Annotated in this window: 13 protein-coding genes; 10 read left to right on the forward strand and 3 right to left on the reverse strand. The window is 69.1% G+C overall.

The window, feature by feature from the left end:
* Window positions 1–196: 196 nt before the first annotated feature.
* Window positions 197–610, reverse strand: coding sequence for a PaaI family thioesterase (locus RM446_RS14960; RefSeq protein WP_311545900.1), 414 nt, complete (start codon window positions 608–610; stop codon window positions 197–199).
* Window positions 611–801: 191 nt separating this feature from the next.
* Here RM446_RS14960 and polA point away from each other — a divergent pair, with 191 nt between their 5' ends.
* The 9 genes from polA to RM446_RS15005 all read left to right on the forward strand — a co-directional run bounded on the left by polA (window position 802) and on the right by RM446_RS15005 (window position 14,196).
* A complete protein-coding gene (gene polA / locus RM446_RS14965) occupies window positions 802–3,573 on the forward strand; it encodes a DNA polymerase I (RefSeq protein WP_398695232.1) in 2,772 nt (923 codons plus the stop codon).
* Between the two features lie 149 nt (window positions 3,574–3,722).
* A complete protein-coding gene (arfB, locus tag RM446_RS14970) occupies window positions 3,723–4,172 on the forward strand; it encodes an alternative ribosome rescue aminoacyl-tRNA hydrolase ArfB (protein ID WP_311545901.1) in 450 nt (149 codons plus the stop codon).
* A 438-nt stretch (window positions 4,173–4,610) separates the two neighbouring features.
* Window positions 4,611–6,098, forward strand: a complete 1,488-nt coding sequence (gene rpsA / locus RM446_RS14975; protein WP_311545902.1) for a 30S ribosomal protein S1 — start codon at window positions 4,611–4,613, stop codon at window positions 6,096–6,098.
* Between the two features lie 115 nt (window positions 6,099–6,213).
* Entirely contained in the window at window positions 6,214–6,729 is a 516-nt protein-coding gene (locus tag RM446_RS14980) for a GNAT family N-acetyltransferase (RefSeq protein WP_311545903.1), read from the forward strand.
* Between the two features lie 10 nt (window positions 6,730–6,739).
* The gene (gene coaE / locus RM446_RS14985; protein WP_311545904.1) at window positions 6,740–7,333 is read left to right on the forward strand and encodes a dephospho-CoA kinase; all 594 of its coding nucleotides are present in this window, start codon (window positions 6,740–6,742) and stop codon (window positions 7,331–7,333) included.
* A 273-nt stretch (window positions 7,334–7,606) separates the two neighbouring features.
* Window positions 7,607–8,326 (forward strand): hypothetical protein, encoded by a 720-nt coding sequence (locus RM446_RS14990; RefSeq protein ID WP_311545905.1) that lies wholly within the window; start codon window positions 7,607–7,609, stop codon window positions 8,324–8,326.
* Between the two features lie 284 nt (window positions 8,327–8,610).
* Window positions 8,611–8,793: a plantaricin C family lantibiotic gene (locus RM446_RS14995; protein ID WP_311545906.1), complete on the forward strand. Its 183-nt coding sequence runs from the start codon at window positions 8,611–8,613 to the stop codon at window positions 8,791–8,793.
* 415 nt (window positions 8,794–9,208) lie between these two features.
* Window positions 9,209–11,989, forward strand: coding sequence for a type 2 lanthipeptide synthetase LanM (gene lanM, locus RM446_RS15000; RefSeq protein ID WP_311545908.1), 2,781 nt, complete (start codon window positions 9,209–9,211; stop codon window positions 11,987–11,989).
* Complete coding sequence (locus RM446_RS15005) at window positions 11,989–14,196, forward strand: peptidase domain-containing ABC transporter (protein ID WP_311545909.1); 2,208 nt, start codon at window positions 11,989–11,991, stop codon at window positions 14,194–14,196. Before lanM ends, RM446_RS15005 begins: the two co-directional genes overlap by 1 nt.
* 69 nt (window positions 14,197–14,265) lie before the next feature.
* Here RM446_RS15005 and RM446_RS15010 read toward each other — a convergent pair whose 3' ends face one another.
* Both RM446_RS15010 and RM446_RS15015 read right to left on the reverse strand, forming a co-directional pair.
* The gene (locus RM446_RS15010; RefSeq protein WP_311545910.1) at window positions 14,266–15,081 is read right to left on the reverse strand and encodes a hypothetical protein; all 816 of its coding nucleotides are present in this window, start codon (window positions 15,079–15,081) and stop codon (window positions 14,266–14,268) included.
* A gap of 4 nt (window positions 15,082–15,085) precedes the next feature.
* Window positions 15,086–16,000 carry an ABC transporter ATP-binding protein gene (locus RM446_RS15015; RefSeq protein ID WP_311545911.1) on the reverse strand — a complete coding sequence of 305 codons (915 nt, stop codon included), beginning with the start codon at window positions 15,998–16,000 and terminating at the stop codon, window positions 15,086–15,088.
* Window positions 16,001–16,134: 134 nt separating this feature from the next.
* Between RM446_RS15015 and RM446_RS15020 the strand changes: the two genes are divergently transcribed.
* Entirely contained in the window at window positions 16,135–16,761 is a 627-nt protein-coding gene (locus RM446_RS15020; protein WP_311545912.1) for a transposase, read from the forward strand.
* The last annotated feature ends 23 nt before the right edge of the window (window positions 16,762–16,784 follow it).

The raw sequence follows: 16,784 nt of genomic DNA on the forward strand, positions 1-16,784 counted from the left end.
GGGTTCATGCCGTTATCTCTCCGTAGTCATGTCTTGATGGAAAATCCGCTGCTCAGAGGCGTTATTCACGATTTGCGCCGTGACATTCGCGCTCGGTGACCACGCGGTGTGCGCGGCTCTGCCGCAGGCGGGCACGGAGCGGGGGCGCGGCGCCGAGTCGGCACCGCGCCCCCGTGGGCCTGCCCCGGGCGGACGCTCAGGCGTCGCGCATGAGGCAGGTCAGCCGCGAGGTGCACACTCGGCGGCCCTGGTCGTCGGTGATGGTGATGTCCCAGGTGGCCAGCGTGCGGCCGAGGTGCACAGCCTCGGCCACGCCGGTGATGTGGCCCTGCGTCGCGCTGCGGTGATGGGTGGCGTTGATCTCGATGCCCATGGCGATGCGCCCCTCGCCCGCGTGGATCATCGACCCCACCGAGCCCAGGGTCTCGGCGAGCACACACGAGGCGCCGCCGTGCAGCAGCCCGTAAGGCTGCGTGTTGCCCGCGACCGGCATCCGGCCGACCACCCGCTCGGAGGACGCCTCCAGAATCTCCAGGCCCATGCGCTCACCCAGGTCGCCGCCCATGTTCGCGCCGGTCGGACGGGCCGGCCCGTCCGCGTCGATCGCCATGTTCTCTTCCGCCCTCCATAGGAACCCCGAGAACCGGGGCGGTCCGCCCCGTTCCCTCTGCCGTCACCGCCGGCGCCGCGGGCGCCGGGGGTGCTGTCCGGACCCCGGCGGCGCACCGCAGGTCGGGGTCCGGGTACCCCGCCTGTATGGCGCAACGCGCAAATGTCCGCACGGCATCCTAGGATTTGGCTGTGGCGACGACACAGCAGACCCCCGGACAGAACGGCACGTCAACGGCTGAGCAGGGCCCGCCCGGCAACGGGCGCCTGCTGCTGCTCGACGGCCACTCCATGGCCTTCCGCGCGTTCTTCGCGCTGCCCGTCGAGAAGTTCACGACCAGCACCGGCCAGTCCACCAACGCCGTCTACGGTTTCACCTCGATGCTGATCAAGCTGCTCCGCGACGAGCAGCCCACCCACATCGCGGTGGCCTGGGACCTGTCCGGCCCCACGTTCCGCCACGAGTCCTACTCCGACTACAAGGCCGGGCGCGCCGACACGCCGCCGGAGCTCCCCTCGCAGGTGGAGTTCGTCCAGGAACTGCTGAAGATGCTCGGCATCACCAGCGTCTCCGCCCCGGGCTATGAGGCCGACGACGTCATCGCCACCCTCACCGCGCGCGGCCGCGAGAAGGGCATGGAGATCCTGATCGCGTCGGGCGACCGCGACGCCTTCCAGCTGGTCGACGACGCGTGCACCGTGCTCTACCCGGGCCGCAGCATCTCCGAGCTCACCCGCATGACCCCCGAGGCCGTCGAGGCGAAGTACAGCGTGACGCCCGAGCGCTACCGCGACCTCGCCGCGCTCGTCGGCGAGAAGGCCGACAACCTCCCGGGCGTGCCCGGCGTGGGTCCCAAGACCGCCGCCAAGTGGATCGCCAAGTACGGTTCGCTCGAAGAGCTGGTAGCCCGCGCCGACGAGCTCACCGGCAAGGCCGGGCAGAACCTGCGCGACCACCTCGACCAGGTGCTGCGCAATCAGCAGCTGAACCGCCTCGACCCCGACGTCGAGCTGGAGCGCCGGGTCGGCGAGCTCACGCGGGGCGAGTCCGACCGCGCCGGCGTGCACACGCTCTTCGATGACCTGGAGTTCGCCACCACCCTGCGCGATCGCCTCTTCGCCGTGCTCGGCGACACCGGCGAGGGCGCACCCGAGCCCGCCGACGAGGAGTTCACCGTCGACCTCGCCGCGCCCGAGGCGGGCGGACTCGGCGCCTGGCTGGCCGCCAACGCCTCCGACGGCTCGCGCTGCGGCGTGGCCGTCTCGGGAACCTGGGGCGCGGGCAGCGGCACCGTCGCGGGTCTGGCCGTCGCGACCGCGGGCGGCCCGGCCGTGTTCGTCGACCCCGCCGACCTCGGTCCCGACGACACCTCCGCCCTGGCCGAGTGGCTGGCCGACCCCGACCGCCCCAAGACCCTGCACGACGCCAAGGGTCCGCTGCTGGCTCTGTGGGCCCACGGCTTCGAACTGCGCGGGCTCACCAGCGACACCGCGCTGGCGGCCTACATCGTGCAGCCGGGCGGGCGCCGGTTCGAGCTGCCCGACCTGTGCCGGCGCTTCCTCAACCGCGAGCTCGGCGAGCGGCAGGGCGACTCCGGCCAGCTCTCCCTCGACATCGAGGGCGACGGCGGCGCCGGCGGCGACCACCGCGCGGCCGAGCGGCTGGAGCTCGCCGTCCGCGCCCGCGCCACCCTCGACCTCGCCGACGGGCTCGACCTCGACCTCGACAAGCGGGGCGGCGCCGCGCTGCTGCGCGACCTCGAACTCCCGCTGCTGCGGGTACTGGCGGGCATGGAGCGCACCGGCATCTCCGCCGACCGCGAGTACCTCGACTCGCTGGAGGAGGAGTTCGCCGCCGCCGCGCGCCAGGCGGTCGACGAGGCCCACCGGGCGGTCGGCCGCGAGTTCAACCCCGGTTCGCCCAAGCAGCTCCAGCAGATCCTCTTCGAGGAGCTGGACCTGCCGAAGACGAAGAAGATCAAGACCGGCTACACCACCGACGCCGACGCGCTGGCGTGGCTTGCCGAGCGCACCGACAACGAGCTGCCCGTCATCCTGCTGCGCCACCGCGACCAGACCCGCCTGCGCACCACCGTCGAAGGCCTGATCAAGACCATCGCCGAGGACGGGCGCATCCACACCACCTACAACCAGACCGTCGCGGCCACCGGCCGGCTCAGCTCGGTCGAGCCCAACCTGCAGAACATCCCGGTGCGCACCGACGCGGGACGCCGGATCCGCCGCGCCTTCGTGGTCGGCGACGGTTACAGCGACCTCCTCACCGCCGACTACAGCCAGATCGAACTGCGGATCATGGCCCACCTCTCCGAGGACGCGTCGCTCATCGAGGCCTTCCAGACCGGCCACGACTTCCACGCCGAGATCGCCTCGCGGGTCTTCGGCATCGGTGTAGACGAGGTCGACGGCCAGGCCCGGGCCCGCATCAAGGCGATGAACTACGGACTGGCCTACGGGCTCAGCGAGTACGGTCTCTCCCAGCAGCTGGGGATCGCGCCCAAGGAGGCCAAGGGCCTGATGGACGACTACTTCGTCCAGTTCGGCGGCGTCCGCGACTACCTGCGCGCCGTGGTCGATCGCGCGCGTCGCGACGGCTACACCGAGACCATGCTGGGGCGGCGCCGCTACCTGCCCGACCTCACCAGCGACAACCGCCACCGCCGCGACATGGCCGAGCGCATGGCGCTGAACGCGCCGATCCAGGGGTCGGCCGCCGACATCATCAAGGTGGCCATGCTCGACGTCGAGGCGGGCTTGCGCGAAGAGGGCTACCGCTCCCGGACGCTGCTGCAGGTGCACGACGAGCTTGTTCTGGAAGTCACCGGGGAGGAGCTCGAATCCGTCCGAAAACTGGTGTCGGAGAAGATGTCGGGCGCCTATGATCTCCGGGTGCCGCTGGCCGTCTCGATCGGCGTGGGCCGCGACTGGCACGATGCCGCGCACTGAGCCGGCGGCCGCGCCCGGCGCATGATCGCCCCGAGCGGGCGGGAAGGCGCGTCCCGAGTGGCGGCGAAGACCGAAGCAGAAGAGAGGCAGGCGAACCCGTCGCCGCACCGGCGCGCGAGCGGGGACGCCGATCGTAGGAGGCGTGCACGATGTCGGCACCCGGAGGCGGTACACGCGGCGCGCAGCGCGGCGAGCCGCCCGTCGAGCTGCGCGAGGCCGAGCTCGCCTGGCGTTTCACCCGCTCCGGCGGACCGGGCGGCCAGCATGCCAACACCGCGGACACCCGCGTCACGGTCTCGCTGGACGTCGCTGCCACCGAGTCGCTCACCGACGTCCAGCGCGAGCGGGTGATGAGCCGGCTCTCCGCACAGCTGAACGGAACTGTGCTGACCGTCACCGTCGAGGACCACCGCTCCCAGCTGCGCAACCGCGAACGCGCCCGCGAGCGGCTGGCCGCGCGGCTCGCCGCGGCCGCCGCCCCCGGTCCTCGGTCGCGGCGCCCCACCCGCCCCACCCGCGGCTCGACTGAGCGCCGACTCGCCGCGAAGAAGCGCCGCTCGCAGGTCAAGCGGATGCGCGGTCGCGGCGGCGAGGACTGACACGCCCGACGGGCGCCCGCTCGGGCGGACCGCGGACCGGCGGCGGAGCCGAGTCCGGGCGAGTCCGGCCGCTCGTCGGCCCCGGGGGGGCGCGGAGCGCGCCGCGCGGGTAGCAGGCGCAGATCGCCCCGGAGACCGGTTTGTCGGGCCGCTTCCGATTGACCTGGAGGGCCGCGTCTCATATTGTGGCAAGAGCGTTGTGGACTCGCGTGCGCAACTCGACCTCGGAGATCGTGCCGGTGTGACAGACCAGATCGCATACTCGACTCGACCCCCCGGGGCTATCGGGGGCGCGGCGGCTGGTCGGCATCCAGGGATTCGCTGAGTGACCCGAGCTTCGGCTCGGATCCCGAGGTCGTCTCAGGAGGTGCTGTTCCGGCCGTGTGATTTCACGGCGCACCTATTCTGCCAATGTCCGTATCCGGAGTCCACCCACACATGACGAGCAGCACAGAGGTAACCTCGACACCCCAGGTAGCGGTCAACGACATCGGGTCCGAGGAAGCCTTCCTCGCGGCGATCGACGAGACCATCAAGTACTTCAACGACGGTGACATTGTCGAGGGCACCATCGTGAAGGTCGATCGAGACGAGGTCTTGCTCGACATCGGCTACAAGACCGAGGGTGTTATCCCGTCCAGGGAACTGTCGATCAAGCACGACGTCGACCCGGGCGAGGTCGTGACCGTCGGCGACCACGTCGAGGCCCTCGTCCTCCAGAAGGAGGACAAGGAAGGCCGCCTCATCCTGTCCAAGAAGCGCGCGCAGTACGAGCGCGCCTGGGGCACGATCGAGAAGATCAAGGAAGAGGACGGCGTCGTCACCGGCACCGTGATCGAGGTCGTCAAGGGTGGTCTGATCCTCGACATCGGACTCCGCGGCTTCCTCCCGGCCTCGCTTGTGGAGATGCGCCGCGTGCGCGACCTCCAGCCCTACGTGGGCCGCGAGCTCGAGGCCAAGATCATCGAGCTCGACAAGAACCGCAACAACGTCGTGCTCTCGCGCCGCGCCTGGCTGGAGCAGACCCAGTCGGAGGTCCGCCAGACCTTCCTCAACACCCTGCAGAAGGGCCAGATCCGCAAGGGTGTCGTGTCTTCCATCGTCAACTTCGGCGCCTTCGTCGATCTCGGCGGAGTCGACGGCCTCGTCCACGTGTCGGAGCTGTCCTGGAAGCACATCGACCACCCCAGCGAGGTCGTGGAGGTCGGCCAGGAGGTCACCGTCGAGGTCCTCGACGTCGACATGGAGCGCGAGCGCGTCTCCCTGTCCCTCAAGGCCACGCAGGAAGACCCCTGGCAGCAGTTCGCCCGCACGCACCAGATCGGGCAGGTCGTTCCCGGCAAGGTCACCAAGCTGGTTCCCTTCGGCGCGTTCGTCCGCGTCGAGGAGGGCATCGAGGGCCTGGTGCACATCTCCGAGCTGGCCGAGCGCCACGTGGAGATCCCCGAGCAGGTCGTCCAGGTCGGCACCGAGATCTTCGTCAAGATCATCGACATCGATCTCGACCGCCGCCGCATCAGCCTTTCGCTGAAGCAGGCCAACGAGAGCGTCTCGCCGGACCAGGTCGACTTCGACCCGACGCTCTACGGCATGGCGGCCGACTACGACGAGCAGGGCAACTACAAGTACCCCGAGGGCTTCGACCCCGACAGCGGCGAGTGGCTCGACGGCTACGAGGCCCAGCGCGACGAGTGGGAGCGCCAGTACGCCATGGCGCAGTCCCGCTTCGAGGCGCACCGCAAGCAGGTCGAGGAGGCCCAGGCCGCTGAGGCCGAGGCCGGCACCGAGGCACCGTACGAGGGCGGCGAAGCCCCCGCTGCGGCCCCGAGCGCTCCCGCCGCGGAGCCGGACACCGGCGGCGCCCTCGCCTCCGACGAGGCGCTGGCCGCGCTGCGCGAGAAGCTCGCCGGCGGCTCCGAGGGCTGACGCCCTCGGCCGCACGGTCGGCACGCGAATCGCCAAGGGCCGCTCCCGGAAACGGGGGCGGCCCTTCGCTATGCTCACCGCAGCCGCCTTCACCGACCCCTCAAGGGGAGCAGCGATGCCCATCCCGCCCGAGCCCGCCATCGGCGCAGCAGCGGCCGAGGACGCCGGCGAGATCTGGACGCTCCAGCGGGCGGCGTTCGTCGACGAGGCCCAGCTCTACGGGGACCCGTTCATCCTGCCGCTGGCCGAGACCGCCGACAACGTCCGACGTGCCGTCGAGGGCGGCGGCCACGTCCTCAAAGCGGTCGAGGGGCACCGGATCGTCGGCGCGGTGCGCGGGCGGGCCGAGGACGCCACGGGACTCGTCAACCGGCTCTGCGTGGCACCCGACCGGCGCCGCCGCGGCATCGGCCGTGCGTTGATGCGGGCCCTGGAGGAGCGCATGGCCCACACCCATCCCCACCTCGCCGCGTTCACGATCTTCATCGGCCAGCAGAACGAGGCCAACCTGCGCCTCTACCGCAGCCTGGGATACACCGAGACGAGCCGCGAACGCATGTCAGACCACCTCGCCCTGGTGCACATGCGCAAAGCGGTCCCCGGCCGCGAGCCCCGGCCCGCCACCGTCTAGAGTCGCCGCCATGCTGCGTGTGGGACTCACCGGAGGCATCGGCTCCGGCAAGAGCGCCGTGGCCGAGCGCCTCGCCCGCCACGGGGCGCTGGTCGTCGACGCCGACCGGATCGCCCGCGAGGTCGTCGAGCCGGGCACCTCGGGGCTGGAGGAGATCGTCGCGGAGTTCGGCGCAGACGTGCTGACCGAGGACGGCAGGCTCGACCGCCCCCGCCTCGGCGAGATCGTCTTCTCCGACTCCGCCAAGCTCGCCAGACTCAACGCCATCGTCCACCCGCGCGTCGGCAGGCGCACCGAGGAGCTGATGGCGGGCGCCTCCTCCGACGCCGTCGTGGTCTACGACGTGCCGCTGCTGGTGGAGAACGATCTGGGCGGCCTCTACGACGTCGTCGTGGTCGTCGACGTTCCGGAGCAGGAGCAGGTGGCCCGGGTCGCGCGCGACCGCGGCATGGACGAGGAGCAGGTCCGCGCCCGCATCAGGGCCCAGGCCGCCCGCGAGCGGCGCCGGGCCGCCGCCGACGTCGTCATCGACAACTCCGGCACCCCCGCGGAGCTGGACGCCAAGGCCGCCGAGCTCTGGGAGCGGCTGCGCAAGCAGGCGTGAGGTGCCCGTGACGGGCGCCGCCAGAGGCTTCCCGGGTGGGCCGAGCGGCCGTCTAGCAAGTCAGCGAGGAGACCCGAGAGCACCTCGGGCCGATACAGGCTGCCCCGGTCGCGATCGCCACCGCGGGCAGGCGCGCCATCACATCGGCCGCCTCCACTCCGGGAACGGGTAGTCAGCGACGAGGCGCACCGGTCCGTCTACCGCAAGTACGGCGAGATCTTCGCCTGCTTCGACTCGCTGCTCCTGGGCCTGACCGCCACCCACAGGGACGAGGTGGACCGCAACATCTATCGGCTCTTCGATCTGGAGGAGGGCGAGCCCACCGACGTCTACAGCCTTCAGGACGCCGCCGCCGACGGCTACCCGGTCATGCTGCCCAAGACCGTGTCGGTGCCGCTGCTGTTCCAGCGCGAGGGCATCCGCTACGACGGCCTCAGCGAAGAGGAGAAGGACGCCTGGGACGAGCTGGAAAGGGGCGACGACGGCGAGGTGCCCGACCGTGTCGAGGCCGACGAGGTCAACGCCTTCCGCGAACCGGTGGCCGCGCCGAGCGCCAGCGCACGCAGCAGCGGCTCAGGTCGGCCGCTCGGAATCCGGACCCCCGCGGCGTCGGCGACCAGGCGCCGCGGAGCCTCCAGCCCGCCCCGCCGCGTGGTCGGACGACGGTTCGCCGAAGAGGTCGCGACGATCCGTTCGGATCCCTGCGATGGCCGCTCCCGGCCACGGGATCGCCGCGACCGCCGTCCCGGGGGCTCCGTCGTGTGGTCCGTCCGGCCGCCGGATCGGTCGTCTGCGGTTCTGCACTGCCGCAACGTCGACAGCACGCCACCAGGCGGAGGACCGCACGCACCGGCGCGGCGATCGTGCGCCACGGTCGGCCACGCGAGACACCGCGGACGAAGCAACGGCTTCGGTCTCCGCACGGTCGGCGGTGCTGTTGGCACGGCATCCCTCCACTACCGGTGTCCGGACAGCACCAATAGATCACGTTAGGTGATGACAAATCCCTTAGTCACCGACAGTCGTCATATGAGGCCCTTGTCCAGGAATGTCCGTCTTGTGTGCGACGTCGGAGGCGGGTCCCGATCGCGATCGGGCGACTATTTCACGTGGCGGCTTCGATGTCCGCCGTTTATCCAGGTCAGGCGGAAAATGATTCGGAGTCGCCCGATGGTTCGGCGCCGGCGGTTGCGCTCTTGTGTGGCCTGAAGAAGTGTGATTAATTCCTGGGGGCGCCGACAGCGCCGCTGTAAGAAGAAGTCTGCTTGGAGGAAGCTGTGAATCTCAACGGCATCGACCCGGCTGGCAGCATGACCGAGGAACTCAGCGACCAGGACCTCGCGGGAAAGGAAGGAAGCCAGGCTGGCGGCATCTGGACCATTCCCGGAACCTCGACGATCGGCGCCGTGTGCACGGTGTCGTGGGAGTGCAACGGCGGAACCGTCTGCGGTATCGGGTAAGACGGATTCGGCAGCCGGCAGGAAGTGCTTGCCTGAACGGCCGCTGATCTCGCGGGGCAGGGAATCCTAGGCGCCGTGTGCGCGCCGGAAACCCGTCCGCACGTGAGAAAGAGGCCCGGCCATGCGGCAGGGAGGCCTCTGCATGAGCAGGGGCCTCCTTTCCAGGTGCTAGGAGAATGTCACGTTGCTTCGTTTCCCCCGCGACGCGGGAATCTTTTTCCCCGAACTTTCGTCGGCCGACGAAGTGGAGTCGCTTATCCGTCGGATTTCGGGCTCGGGCGTCGATGAGGCGTTTGGCTCGGCGACCGGGACCAGCGGCCTCGGGGCACCGAGCCGCTCCGAGGCGGGGACCGAAGCGGCCCCCGCGGTCGACGGTCTGTTCGCCGGATTTCTTGCGCACGTCCTGGAACGCGAGTTGGCCGAGCTCGGGCGCATCGTAGGCGCATCTCCGCTGACCGCCGGGGCGGCGGCGGCACTGGCCGAGGATCTGACCGGTCAACTGCTGGAGCGGATACGCGCCCTCTGCGTGCGAACGCTGGTGACCGACCTGCACGAGTACCGGGAACGGTCATTGCTGGAGGGTGCCGACAGCCGGGCGCGGTATGCGCACTTCGAACGGATCATCGCCTCGCGCTCATACGCGGACTCGCTCACAGAGCGGTATCCCGGGCTTCTTCCGGAGCTCCACCGGGCTGCCGAGCGCTTTGTGCGCAACCTGGAAAGCCTGCTTTCAGCCACGGAGGAGCGGCTCCCCGATCTGCGCCGGGAGTTCGGTCTCGGCGCTGACGCCTCGATCACGGGCGTACAGACCGGAAAAGGCGACGCCCATCGGGGCGGGAAGTCGGTTTCGGTCCTCGAATTCAGCGGTGGAACCCGGATCGTGTACAAGCCGCGCCCCATGGAAGTGGAGCGCGCGTATCACGAACTGGCGCGCCGGATGCACGCGGAATCGGGCCTGCCCGTGGGCTCGCTGAAGGTCGTGCCGGGCAGAGGGTGCGGCTGGGAGGAGTACGCCGCTCCAGAAGCCGTCCACGATGCCGCGGGGGTCGCCGGATTTTACCGGAACACCGGAGTCCTCCTCTGCCTCCTGCACTTTCTCCGCGCGATGGACGTCCATTTTCAGAACATCGTCCGCCGGGGGTCGGTGCCCTACCTTCTCGACGCGGAGACCCTCCTCGCGGTCAACGCTTCCGCCGATGAGGACGAGCACGCGGACAACCGTGCCAAGGACGCCCTCAGCCGTTCCGTGAAGATGGTCGGGCTGCTGCCGTCGGTGATCGAGAACTCGAGGAACGAGTCGGGCGTCATGGACGTCGGCCTGCTCGGCTACACTCAGGGGCAGACCTCGCCCTTTAAATCACTTGTGGTGGTGGACTCCGGACGAGACACCATGCGCCTGGAACTGCGGAACCTCCCCGTGGGCGACTCCGAACCGGTGCCGCGTCTGGAAACGCCGGAAGAAGAGATCACCATGGTGGTGGACGGGTTCGAGGCGGCCTACGACTGGATATCCGGTCGTAGGCACGACTTCTCCCGCTGGGTGTCCGAGCTATTCGGAAACGTCACCGTCAGGTTCGTCGCGGAGAACACCTACTTCTACACCCAACTGCTGCGGATGGGAACACATCCGCGTCTCCAGGACGGAACCAATGCGAAGCGGACGCTTTTCCACCGCGTGGGAATAGGGCGTCCGCACACACCCGCCCCCGTCCTCCGCGCGGAGATCGAGGACCTCGTAGCCGGAGACGTCCCCTACTTCGCACTCTCGACTCGGGGGACGGAGATCTACGACTCCCGCGGGCACCGGCTCGGGTCGTACCTGAAGCAGACACCGATCGACTCGGCCCGTGAGCTGATCGAATCGAGTTCGGCGGCGGATCGGCGGTTGAACGCCTCAATCATCCGCCTGTCCTATGTTTCCAAGCTGCGCCACGCCAGCGACCGGACCGGGTTCGTGTTCGACCCGAAGCCCGGCACCGGCGCAAGCGCCGGGGCGGCGGATGCGCGCGATGCGCGCGAGACGGTCGGGCGGATCGCGTCCGAGATCGTCCACCAGCGCATCGAGGGCTCCGGCACCCTTCCGCCGACCTGGATCGGCGCGCGCATCTCGCCGACCGCGCTCCAGTACTGGCAGGTCGACGAACTGGGAACCGACTTCTATTCAGGTTCTCCCGGCCTGGCGTACTTCCTCGGACAAGCGGGCACCGCGCTGGGCCGCGAGGAGTGGACGGAATCGGCACTCCAGTACTTCACGCGGCTCGGCGGGAAGCTCGTCGAGCGCGGGATCCAGGACGTGCCGAACCTGCTCCCGGGGATGTACACCGGTGCCGGGGGTATCGCCTATGCGATGCACAACCTGGCGGACACGGTCGGCGACACCGGGCTGCACGGGCTCGCCGCCCGGATCTGGAACCTCATCCCCGGCGCGCTCCCGGACGAGGCCGAGTTCGACGTCCTCGGCGGGGCGAGCGGGCTCCTGGGCGCGTCCCTGGCTCTGGCGGAACGCTCCCGGGGAACGGAGCACGAGTCCCACTACCGTGCGGCGGCCGCGGCGTTCTACGAACGCATCCGCCGAGCCGTCGAGGATCTGCGGGCCAGGCCGGATGCGACGTACTACTCGGGCTTCGCCCACGGGGTGTCGGGCGTCTACCCCTACCTGCTGAGGTACGGAGCGCAGACCGGCGACCCGGTGTGCGCGGATCTGGTCGAGTCCCTGCTGGACCGCGAGCGGCGCCTGTTCGACGCCGGCACGGGAACGTGGGCGATCGGCGGCGGCGCCGACCAGTCCGCGCACGGCTGGTGCCACGGAGCCCCCGGCATGCTCCTGGCGAAATGCCTGGCCGCGACTTTCCAGCCGGACTTGTCGGACCGGTTCCTCCCGGAGATCCGCATCCTCCTGGACACCGTGCTGAGGGAGTCCTTCGGCCACAATCTGACGCTGTGCCACGGCGACCTCGGAAATCTCCAGATCGTCGGCTTCGCGGCCGAGGTGCTCGACGATCGGGACCTGCGGGAGCGGGCCGACCGCCGCATGGACGAATTCGCCGCCAGGACGGTTCCCGCCCTCCTCCGGAGCGAGGGCAACCGGCATGTGCTGGCCGAGAGCGTCATGGCGGGCAGGGCGGGGATCGGCCTCACTCTGCTGCGGCGGATGAATCCCGACGCGGTGCCGCCGGTCCTGTGGTTTCTGCGGTGATGGAGGAAGCGATCCGGGCGCGTCTCCGCAGCATCGCCGACCGGATTCGACGAGTGCGCCCGATGAGAGTGCGTCCGTTCTACCAGAATGTGCAGACCGAATGCGGGCTGTGCTGCTGCGGCATGCTGATCGCGATGCACGACAAGAACTTCTCGATGACGCGGTTTCGCCAGGCGTACGAGGTCGGGCGCGACGGGATGACCATCCGCGACATCGTCACCGTCCTGCGAGACAGCGGCCTGCGGGTCCGCGCGCTGCGCGTGGCGCCCGGAGGAGCGAGCGCGGTCGACACCCCGTTCATCGCCTTCTGGGGACGGCGCCACTTCGTGGTCGTCGAAAAGGTGGAGGACGCACGGGTCCGCATCGTCGATCCGGGGCGGGGCAGGCTCCGGATCAGCGGATCCGAATTCGCGGCCGAATTCTCCGGAACCGCTATCACCGCGGAGCCCGGCCAGTATTTTACCGCAAGTTCTCGGCGTCCGAGAAACGAGTGGTGGCGGCTGCTGCCGTATGTACGCTTCGCGGCGAAACCACTGCTGCTCCTCCTGGCCGTTTCCCTGGCCGCGTTCGGTATGGTCCTCGGGGTCCCGATCCTGACGCAGCTACTGGTTGACGCCTACGTTTCCGACGCCGGCGGGCCCGGAACACTCCCCGTCGTGCTCGCCGCCATGGCGGCGGGGTACCTGTCGGTGCTGCTGGCCAAAGTGCTCCTGACGATCACCTCGGTCAAGCAGATGGGGCGCTTCATGGCGGACTCGGTGTTCGAGCACTTGGTCCGCCTGCCCTACAAGTTCTTCGCCATGCGCTCCTCCGGCGACCTGCTGTTCCGCTTGAACAATGTCACCCAGCTCCGCGACTTCCTCGCCAACGACCTGGTCACCGGTGTGTTGAGTCTGGTGCTGACGTTCGTTCTGGCCGGCTACATGCTGGTGAACTCGCTCGTCTTGGCGGCCATGGCATTCCTGCTGTTCTCGATGGCCCTGGCGCTGCTGTTCACGACTCGACACCGGATATCCCGCGCGTCGCTTTCCGAAGTGGAGGAGCAGGCGAAAGGCCAGGCAGTTCAGGTCGAGGCCGTGGGCTCGATATCCACGGTCAAGACCAGCGGAGCCGAGGACGAGTTCATCTCGTCCTGGAATGCGGCCAACCGCAGGATCCTCGACCGCTATCAGAGCAGGGCCTGGTGGCAGGGCGCCACCAGTTCGGGTATACAGGCGATCCAGACGTTCGGGCCCCTGGCGGTCGTCGCCGCGGGCCTGCAGCTCGCCCCCGCCTCGGGGATGTCCCTCGGCGAGGTCATCGCTTTCCAGGTCGCGGCGTCGTCGTTCTTCGCGCAGGCTTCGGCCACATTCACCACGGCCACCAAAGTGTTCGAGGTCAAAGCTCTGCTTTACCGCATCGGCGACATCCTGGACACCCCCGAGGACACGACGTTCGCCGAGGGAACGCTCGGCGACCTGGACGGGAACATCGAGTTGAGGGACGTCTGGTTCTCCTACTCGAGTTACAGCGCTCCCGTGCTTCGGGGGGTCGGGCTCACCATCGCTTCGGGGCAGAAGATCGGAATCGTCGGGGCCTCGGGTTCGGGAAAGAGCACCTTGGCCCGGCTGCTGGCGGGGCTGTACCACCCCACCGGCGGAGAGGTCCGCTACTCGGGACACCGGATAGGCGCCTATCGCAAGAGTGCCTTCTTCGATGCGGTTGCCTTCGTGCACCAGGAGGTCGTTCTGCAGAACAGAACGATCCGGGAGAACATCTCCTGGGGCGTAGGGGAGGCGGACTGGCAGGCGGTCGAGCAGGCGGCGCGACGTGCGTGCATCCATGACGAGATCGTCGCCATGCCGATGGGTTACGAAACGCTGATCACCCAGTTCGGAGAGGGCATATCGGGCGGCCAGCGTCAGCGTATTCTGCTCGCCCGCGCCCTGCTGAAGAACCCGCGGATCGTGGTTCTCGACGAGGCGACCAGCTCGCTCGACTCGGTCAACGAGCAGGCCGTCGCCGCTCAGTTCGGCGGGCGGGACGCCACGCGGATCGTCATCGCCCACCGTCTTTCGACGATCGAGGACGCCGACGTCATCTACGTGCTGCGCGACGGGCAGGTCGTCGAGCGGGGTACGCACGGGGAGCTGATCGCCGCGGAAGGGGAGTACGCGCTGCTCCACCGGCGCCAGGGCGGAGTCGCCGCCCGAGAGGCGGGGGTCTGAGCCCTGCGGCGCCGGGCGTCCCGCCGGCTGCCGCCGGCGGGACGCCCTCATGGGCGGCCGAGCCGCGGATCAGACGGCCCGGCGCCGCAGCCGCACGGCTGCGGGCACGAGGGCGGCTGCCGCCCAGCCGGCCATGACGATACTTCCCTCCAGCCGGGTGAGGCTGTCCGGCGGCGTCTCCATCAGCAGCATCTGCCCACCGGCGCGTGAGGGCAGCATCGCGGCGATCGGGTCGACGCTTTCCCAGGGAATGATTCCAAGGGCGATCGGGAGCACGAGAAGGACGCTGAAGGCCGCCACCATGGCCCCCGCTCCCTGTCGGATCAGAAATCCCAGCCCCAGGCACAGCCAGGAGACCAGAGCGAGGTAGATTCCCGTGCTCACGATGATCATGGGTATGCCGGGAGTCGTCAGCGGGTAATCGAGTCCCTCCCGCGCGAGGACCGGTCGGCTGAGCGTATAGACCAGCAGGGCGGAGAACGCACCGATGGTGAAGGACACCGCGCCGGCGACCAGGGCCTTGCTCCACAACAGCGGGAGTCGCTTGGGCACCGCGGCAGCGGAAAGCTGGATCGTTCCGAATCCCCATTCCGACGTGGCGAACAGGACGCTGAATGCTGCTACGAAAAGCTGGGCGAAGGTGATTCCGTTGGTGGCGTACTCGTAGAAGAAGTTCTCGGGGATCGGGTCGCCGCTGTTCAGGCCCGCGACGCCACCAGCAGCGGTCAGCACGCCCATGGCAACGAACAGGACCAGGCTGCCACCCGCCAGTATCCGCGTCGACGGAACGCTCCACAACTTCAGCCATTCGGCACGTACGACATTGGGGAACGTGAGTACCGGGGCCTTGCGCGCGGTAGGTGCGCCGTGTTCTGTGGATGTCATCCTCTTACCTGTTCCTGCCCGCGGCTTGGTATTCGACCGACTCCCGCGTGAGGTCGATGTAGGCGTCTTCGAGAGTGGTGCGCTGCGGAGTCAGTTCGTAGACGAGAACCCGGTTCTCCAGGGCGATCTCCGCGATCCGCCTGCCGTCCGTTCCGCGGACCGCGAGCCGGTCGCCCCCCTCCGCTTCGACCTCGGCTCCGTCTGCGGTGAGCAGGCGGGCCAGCCGGTCGGTTTCGGCTGTCCGCAGCGCCACGGTGTGCGCTTCCTCCTCGCTGAGGACCTCGCCGATCGGCCGGTCGGCGATGATGCGCCCCTTGCCGATGATGACGAGGTGGTCGGCCGTCAGCGCCATCTCCGACATGAGGTGGGAGGAGAGGAACACGGTCCGGCCGGCCGCGGCCAGATCCTTCAGCAGCTCGCGTATCCAGACCACGCCTTCGGGGTCGAGCCCGTTGATGGGCTCGTCCAGGACGAGTGTGCGGGGATCGCCGAGCAGCGCCGCCGCGATTCCCAGGCGCTGGCTCATGCCCAGCGAGAACCCGCCGACACGTTTGCGTATGACGCTGTCCAGGCCGGTCTGCTCTGCGACCTCGCGCACGCGCGCCCGAGGGATACCGTGCGTGAGGGCGAGCGCCCGCAGATGGGCTTCGGCCGTCCGGCCCGGGTGGGCGGCCTGCACGTTCAGCAGGGACCCGACCTCCGTCAATGGTGCGCGGCTCTCAGCGTAGGTTCGGCCGTTGACGGTTATACTGCCCGACGACGGTTCGTCCAGCCCGAGAATCAGCCGCATCGTCGTGGACTTTCCCGCTCCGTTCGGGCCGAGGAACCCCGTGACCCGCCCCGGGTGCACCTGGAAATTAACACCGTCGACCGCGGTATGGCTGCCGTAGCTCTTGCTGACGTTCTCTATCCCGATCAACCAACGCTCCTTCGGGTTGCGGCCGCCGATCGGCGAACTAATACCGCGCGGCCATGTTAGACGTGCCGCGGGCGTGCGGTATCCACCGGGATGATGATTCCCGGGTCGCTGCGGCCCGACTTTAGTCCTGTCCGATGCGCAGGAGCTGGTTGACCGAAATCGGCCAACCATGTTGTCTGCTTCGCAGTCGCCCAATACAGTCGTCGCCTGTGCGGGTGAGCAGTCGAGTGCCGCGACCGCGCGGACATATACCGGGAAGTCGCCCGGAAAACGGGGAGAAGAGCGGGATATCGGTCGGCCGAAGAATATTAGCAGGTCAGCGAGGCCGTTTCCGATGCTGTTTATTCTACGTGGGGTGCGGGTTGTCGCGCGATGGCCACCGGCCGGAAAAGGAGGCGCACCGGAGTCCGGCGCTGTATCGCCGGCTGGTGCCCGACACCCTCTGGGCCGTGGCGGGTCCCCTGGTCCCTCCATTCGGAAACCGCCGCCAGGGCGGAGGCACCGCGCCATTGGACGACCGCACCGTGTTCACCGCGGTCGTTTATGTATTGACCAGCGGATGCGTGTGGCGCCGGCTGCCCGCGGAGTTCGCCGTCTCCCCGGCCACTGCTCACCGCAGGTTCACCGAATGGACAAAGGCGGGTCTGTGGATGCGGCTGCTCCGCACCGCGGCGGTCGAGATCCCCGGTGAACTCGAATGGGTCCGCGCGATCGCGAACGCTGCCGCCACCCGGGCCGGCACCTCCGCGCCGTCGTCCTGAGGCGCGGCGGTCCGGCGGCGCGG

Origin of the sequence: Streptomonospora wellingtoniae (assembly GCF_031845375.1) — a bacterium.
Taxonomy (GTDB): domain Bacteria; phylum Actinomycetota; class Actinomycetes; order Streptosporangiales; family Streptosporangiaceae; genus Streptomonospora; species Streptomonospora wellingtoniae.

What these genes read in the sequence shown, in the direction of transcription:
- RM446_RS15005 (WP_311545909.1), top strand. Translation starts at nt 11,989, where the DNA reads ATGGAGGAAGCGATCCGGGCGCGTCTCCGCAGCATCGCCGACCGGATT.
- RM446_RS15010 (WP_311545910.1), bottom strand. Translation starts at nt 15,081, where the DNA reads ATGACATCCACAGAACACGGCGCACCTACCGCGCGCAAGGCCCCGGTA.
- rpsA (WP_311545902.1), top strand. Translation starts at nt 4,611, where the DNA reads ATGACGAGCAGCACAGAGGTAACCTCGACACCCCAGGTAGCGGTCAAC.
- coaE (WP_311545904.1), top strand. Translation starts at nt 6,740, where the DNA reads ATGCTGCGTGTGGGACTCACCGGAGGCATCGGCTCCGGCAAGAGCGCC.
- RM446_RS15020 (WP_311545912.1), top strand. Translation starts at nt 16,135, where the DNA reads ATGCGCAGGAGCTGGTTGACCGAAATCGGCCAACCATGTTGTCTGCTT.
- RM446_RS14960 (WP_311545900.1), bottom strand. Translation starts at nt 610, where the DNA reads ATGGCGATCGACGCGGACGGGCCGGCCCGTCCGACCGGCGCGAACATG.
- RM446_RS14980 (WP_311545903.1), top strand. Translation starts at nt 6,214, where the DNA reads ATGCCCATCCCGCCCGAGCCCGCCATCGGCGCAGCAGCGGCCGAGGAC.
- arfB (WP_311545901.1), top strand. Translation starts at nt 3,723, where the DNA reads ATGTCGGCACCCGGAGGCGGTACACGCGGCGCGCAGCGCGGCGAGCCG.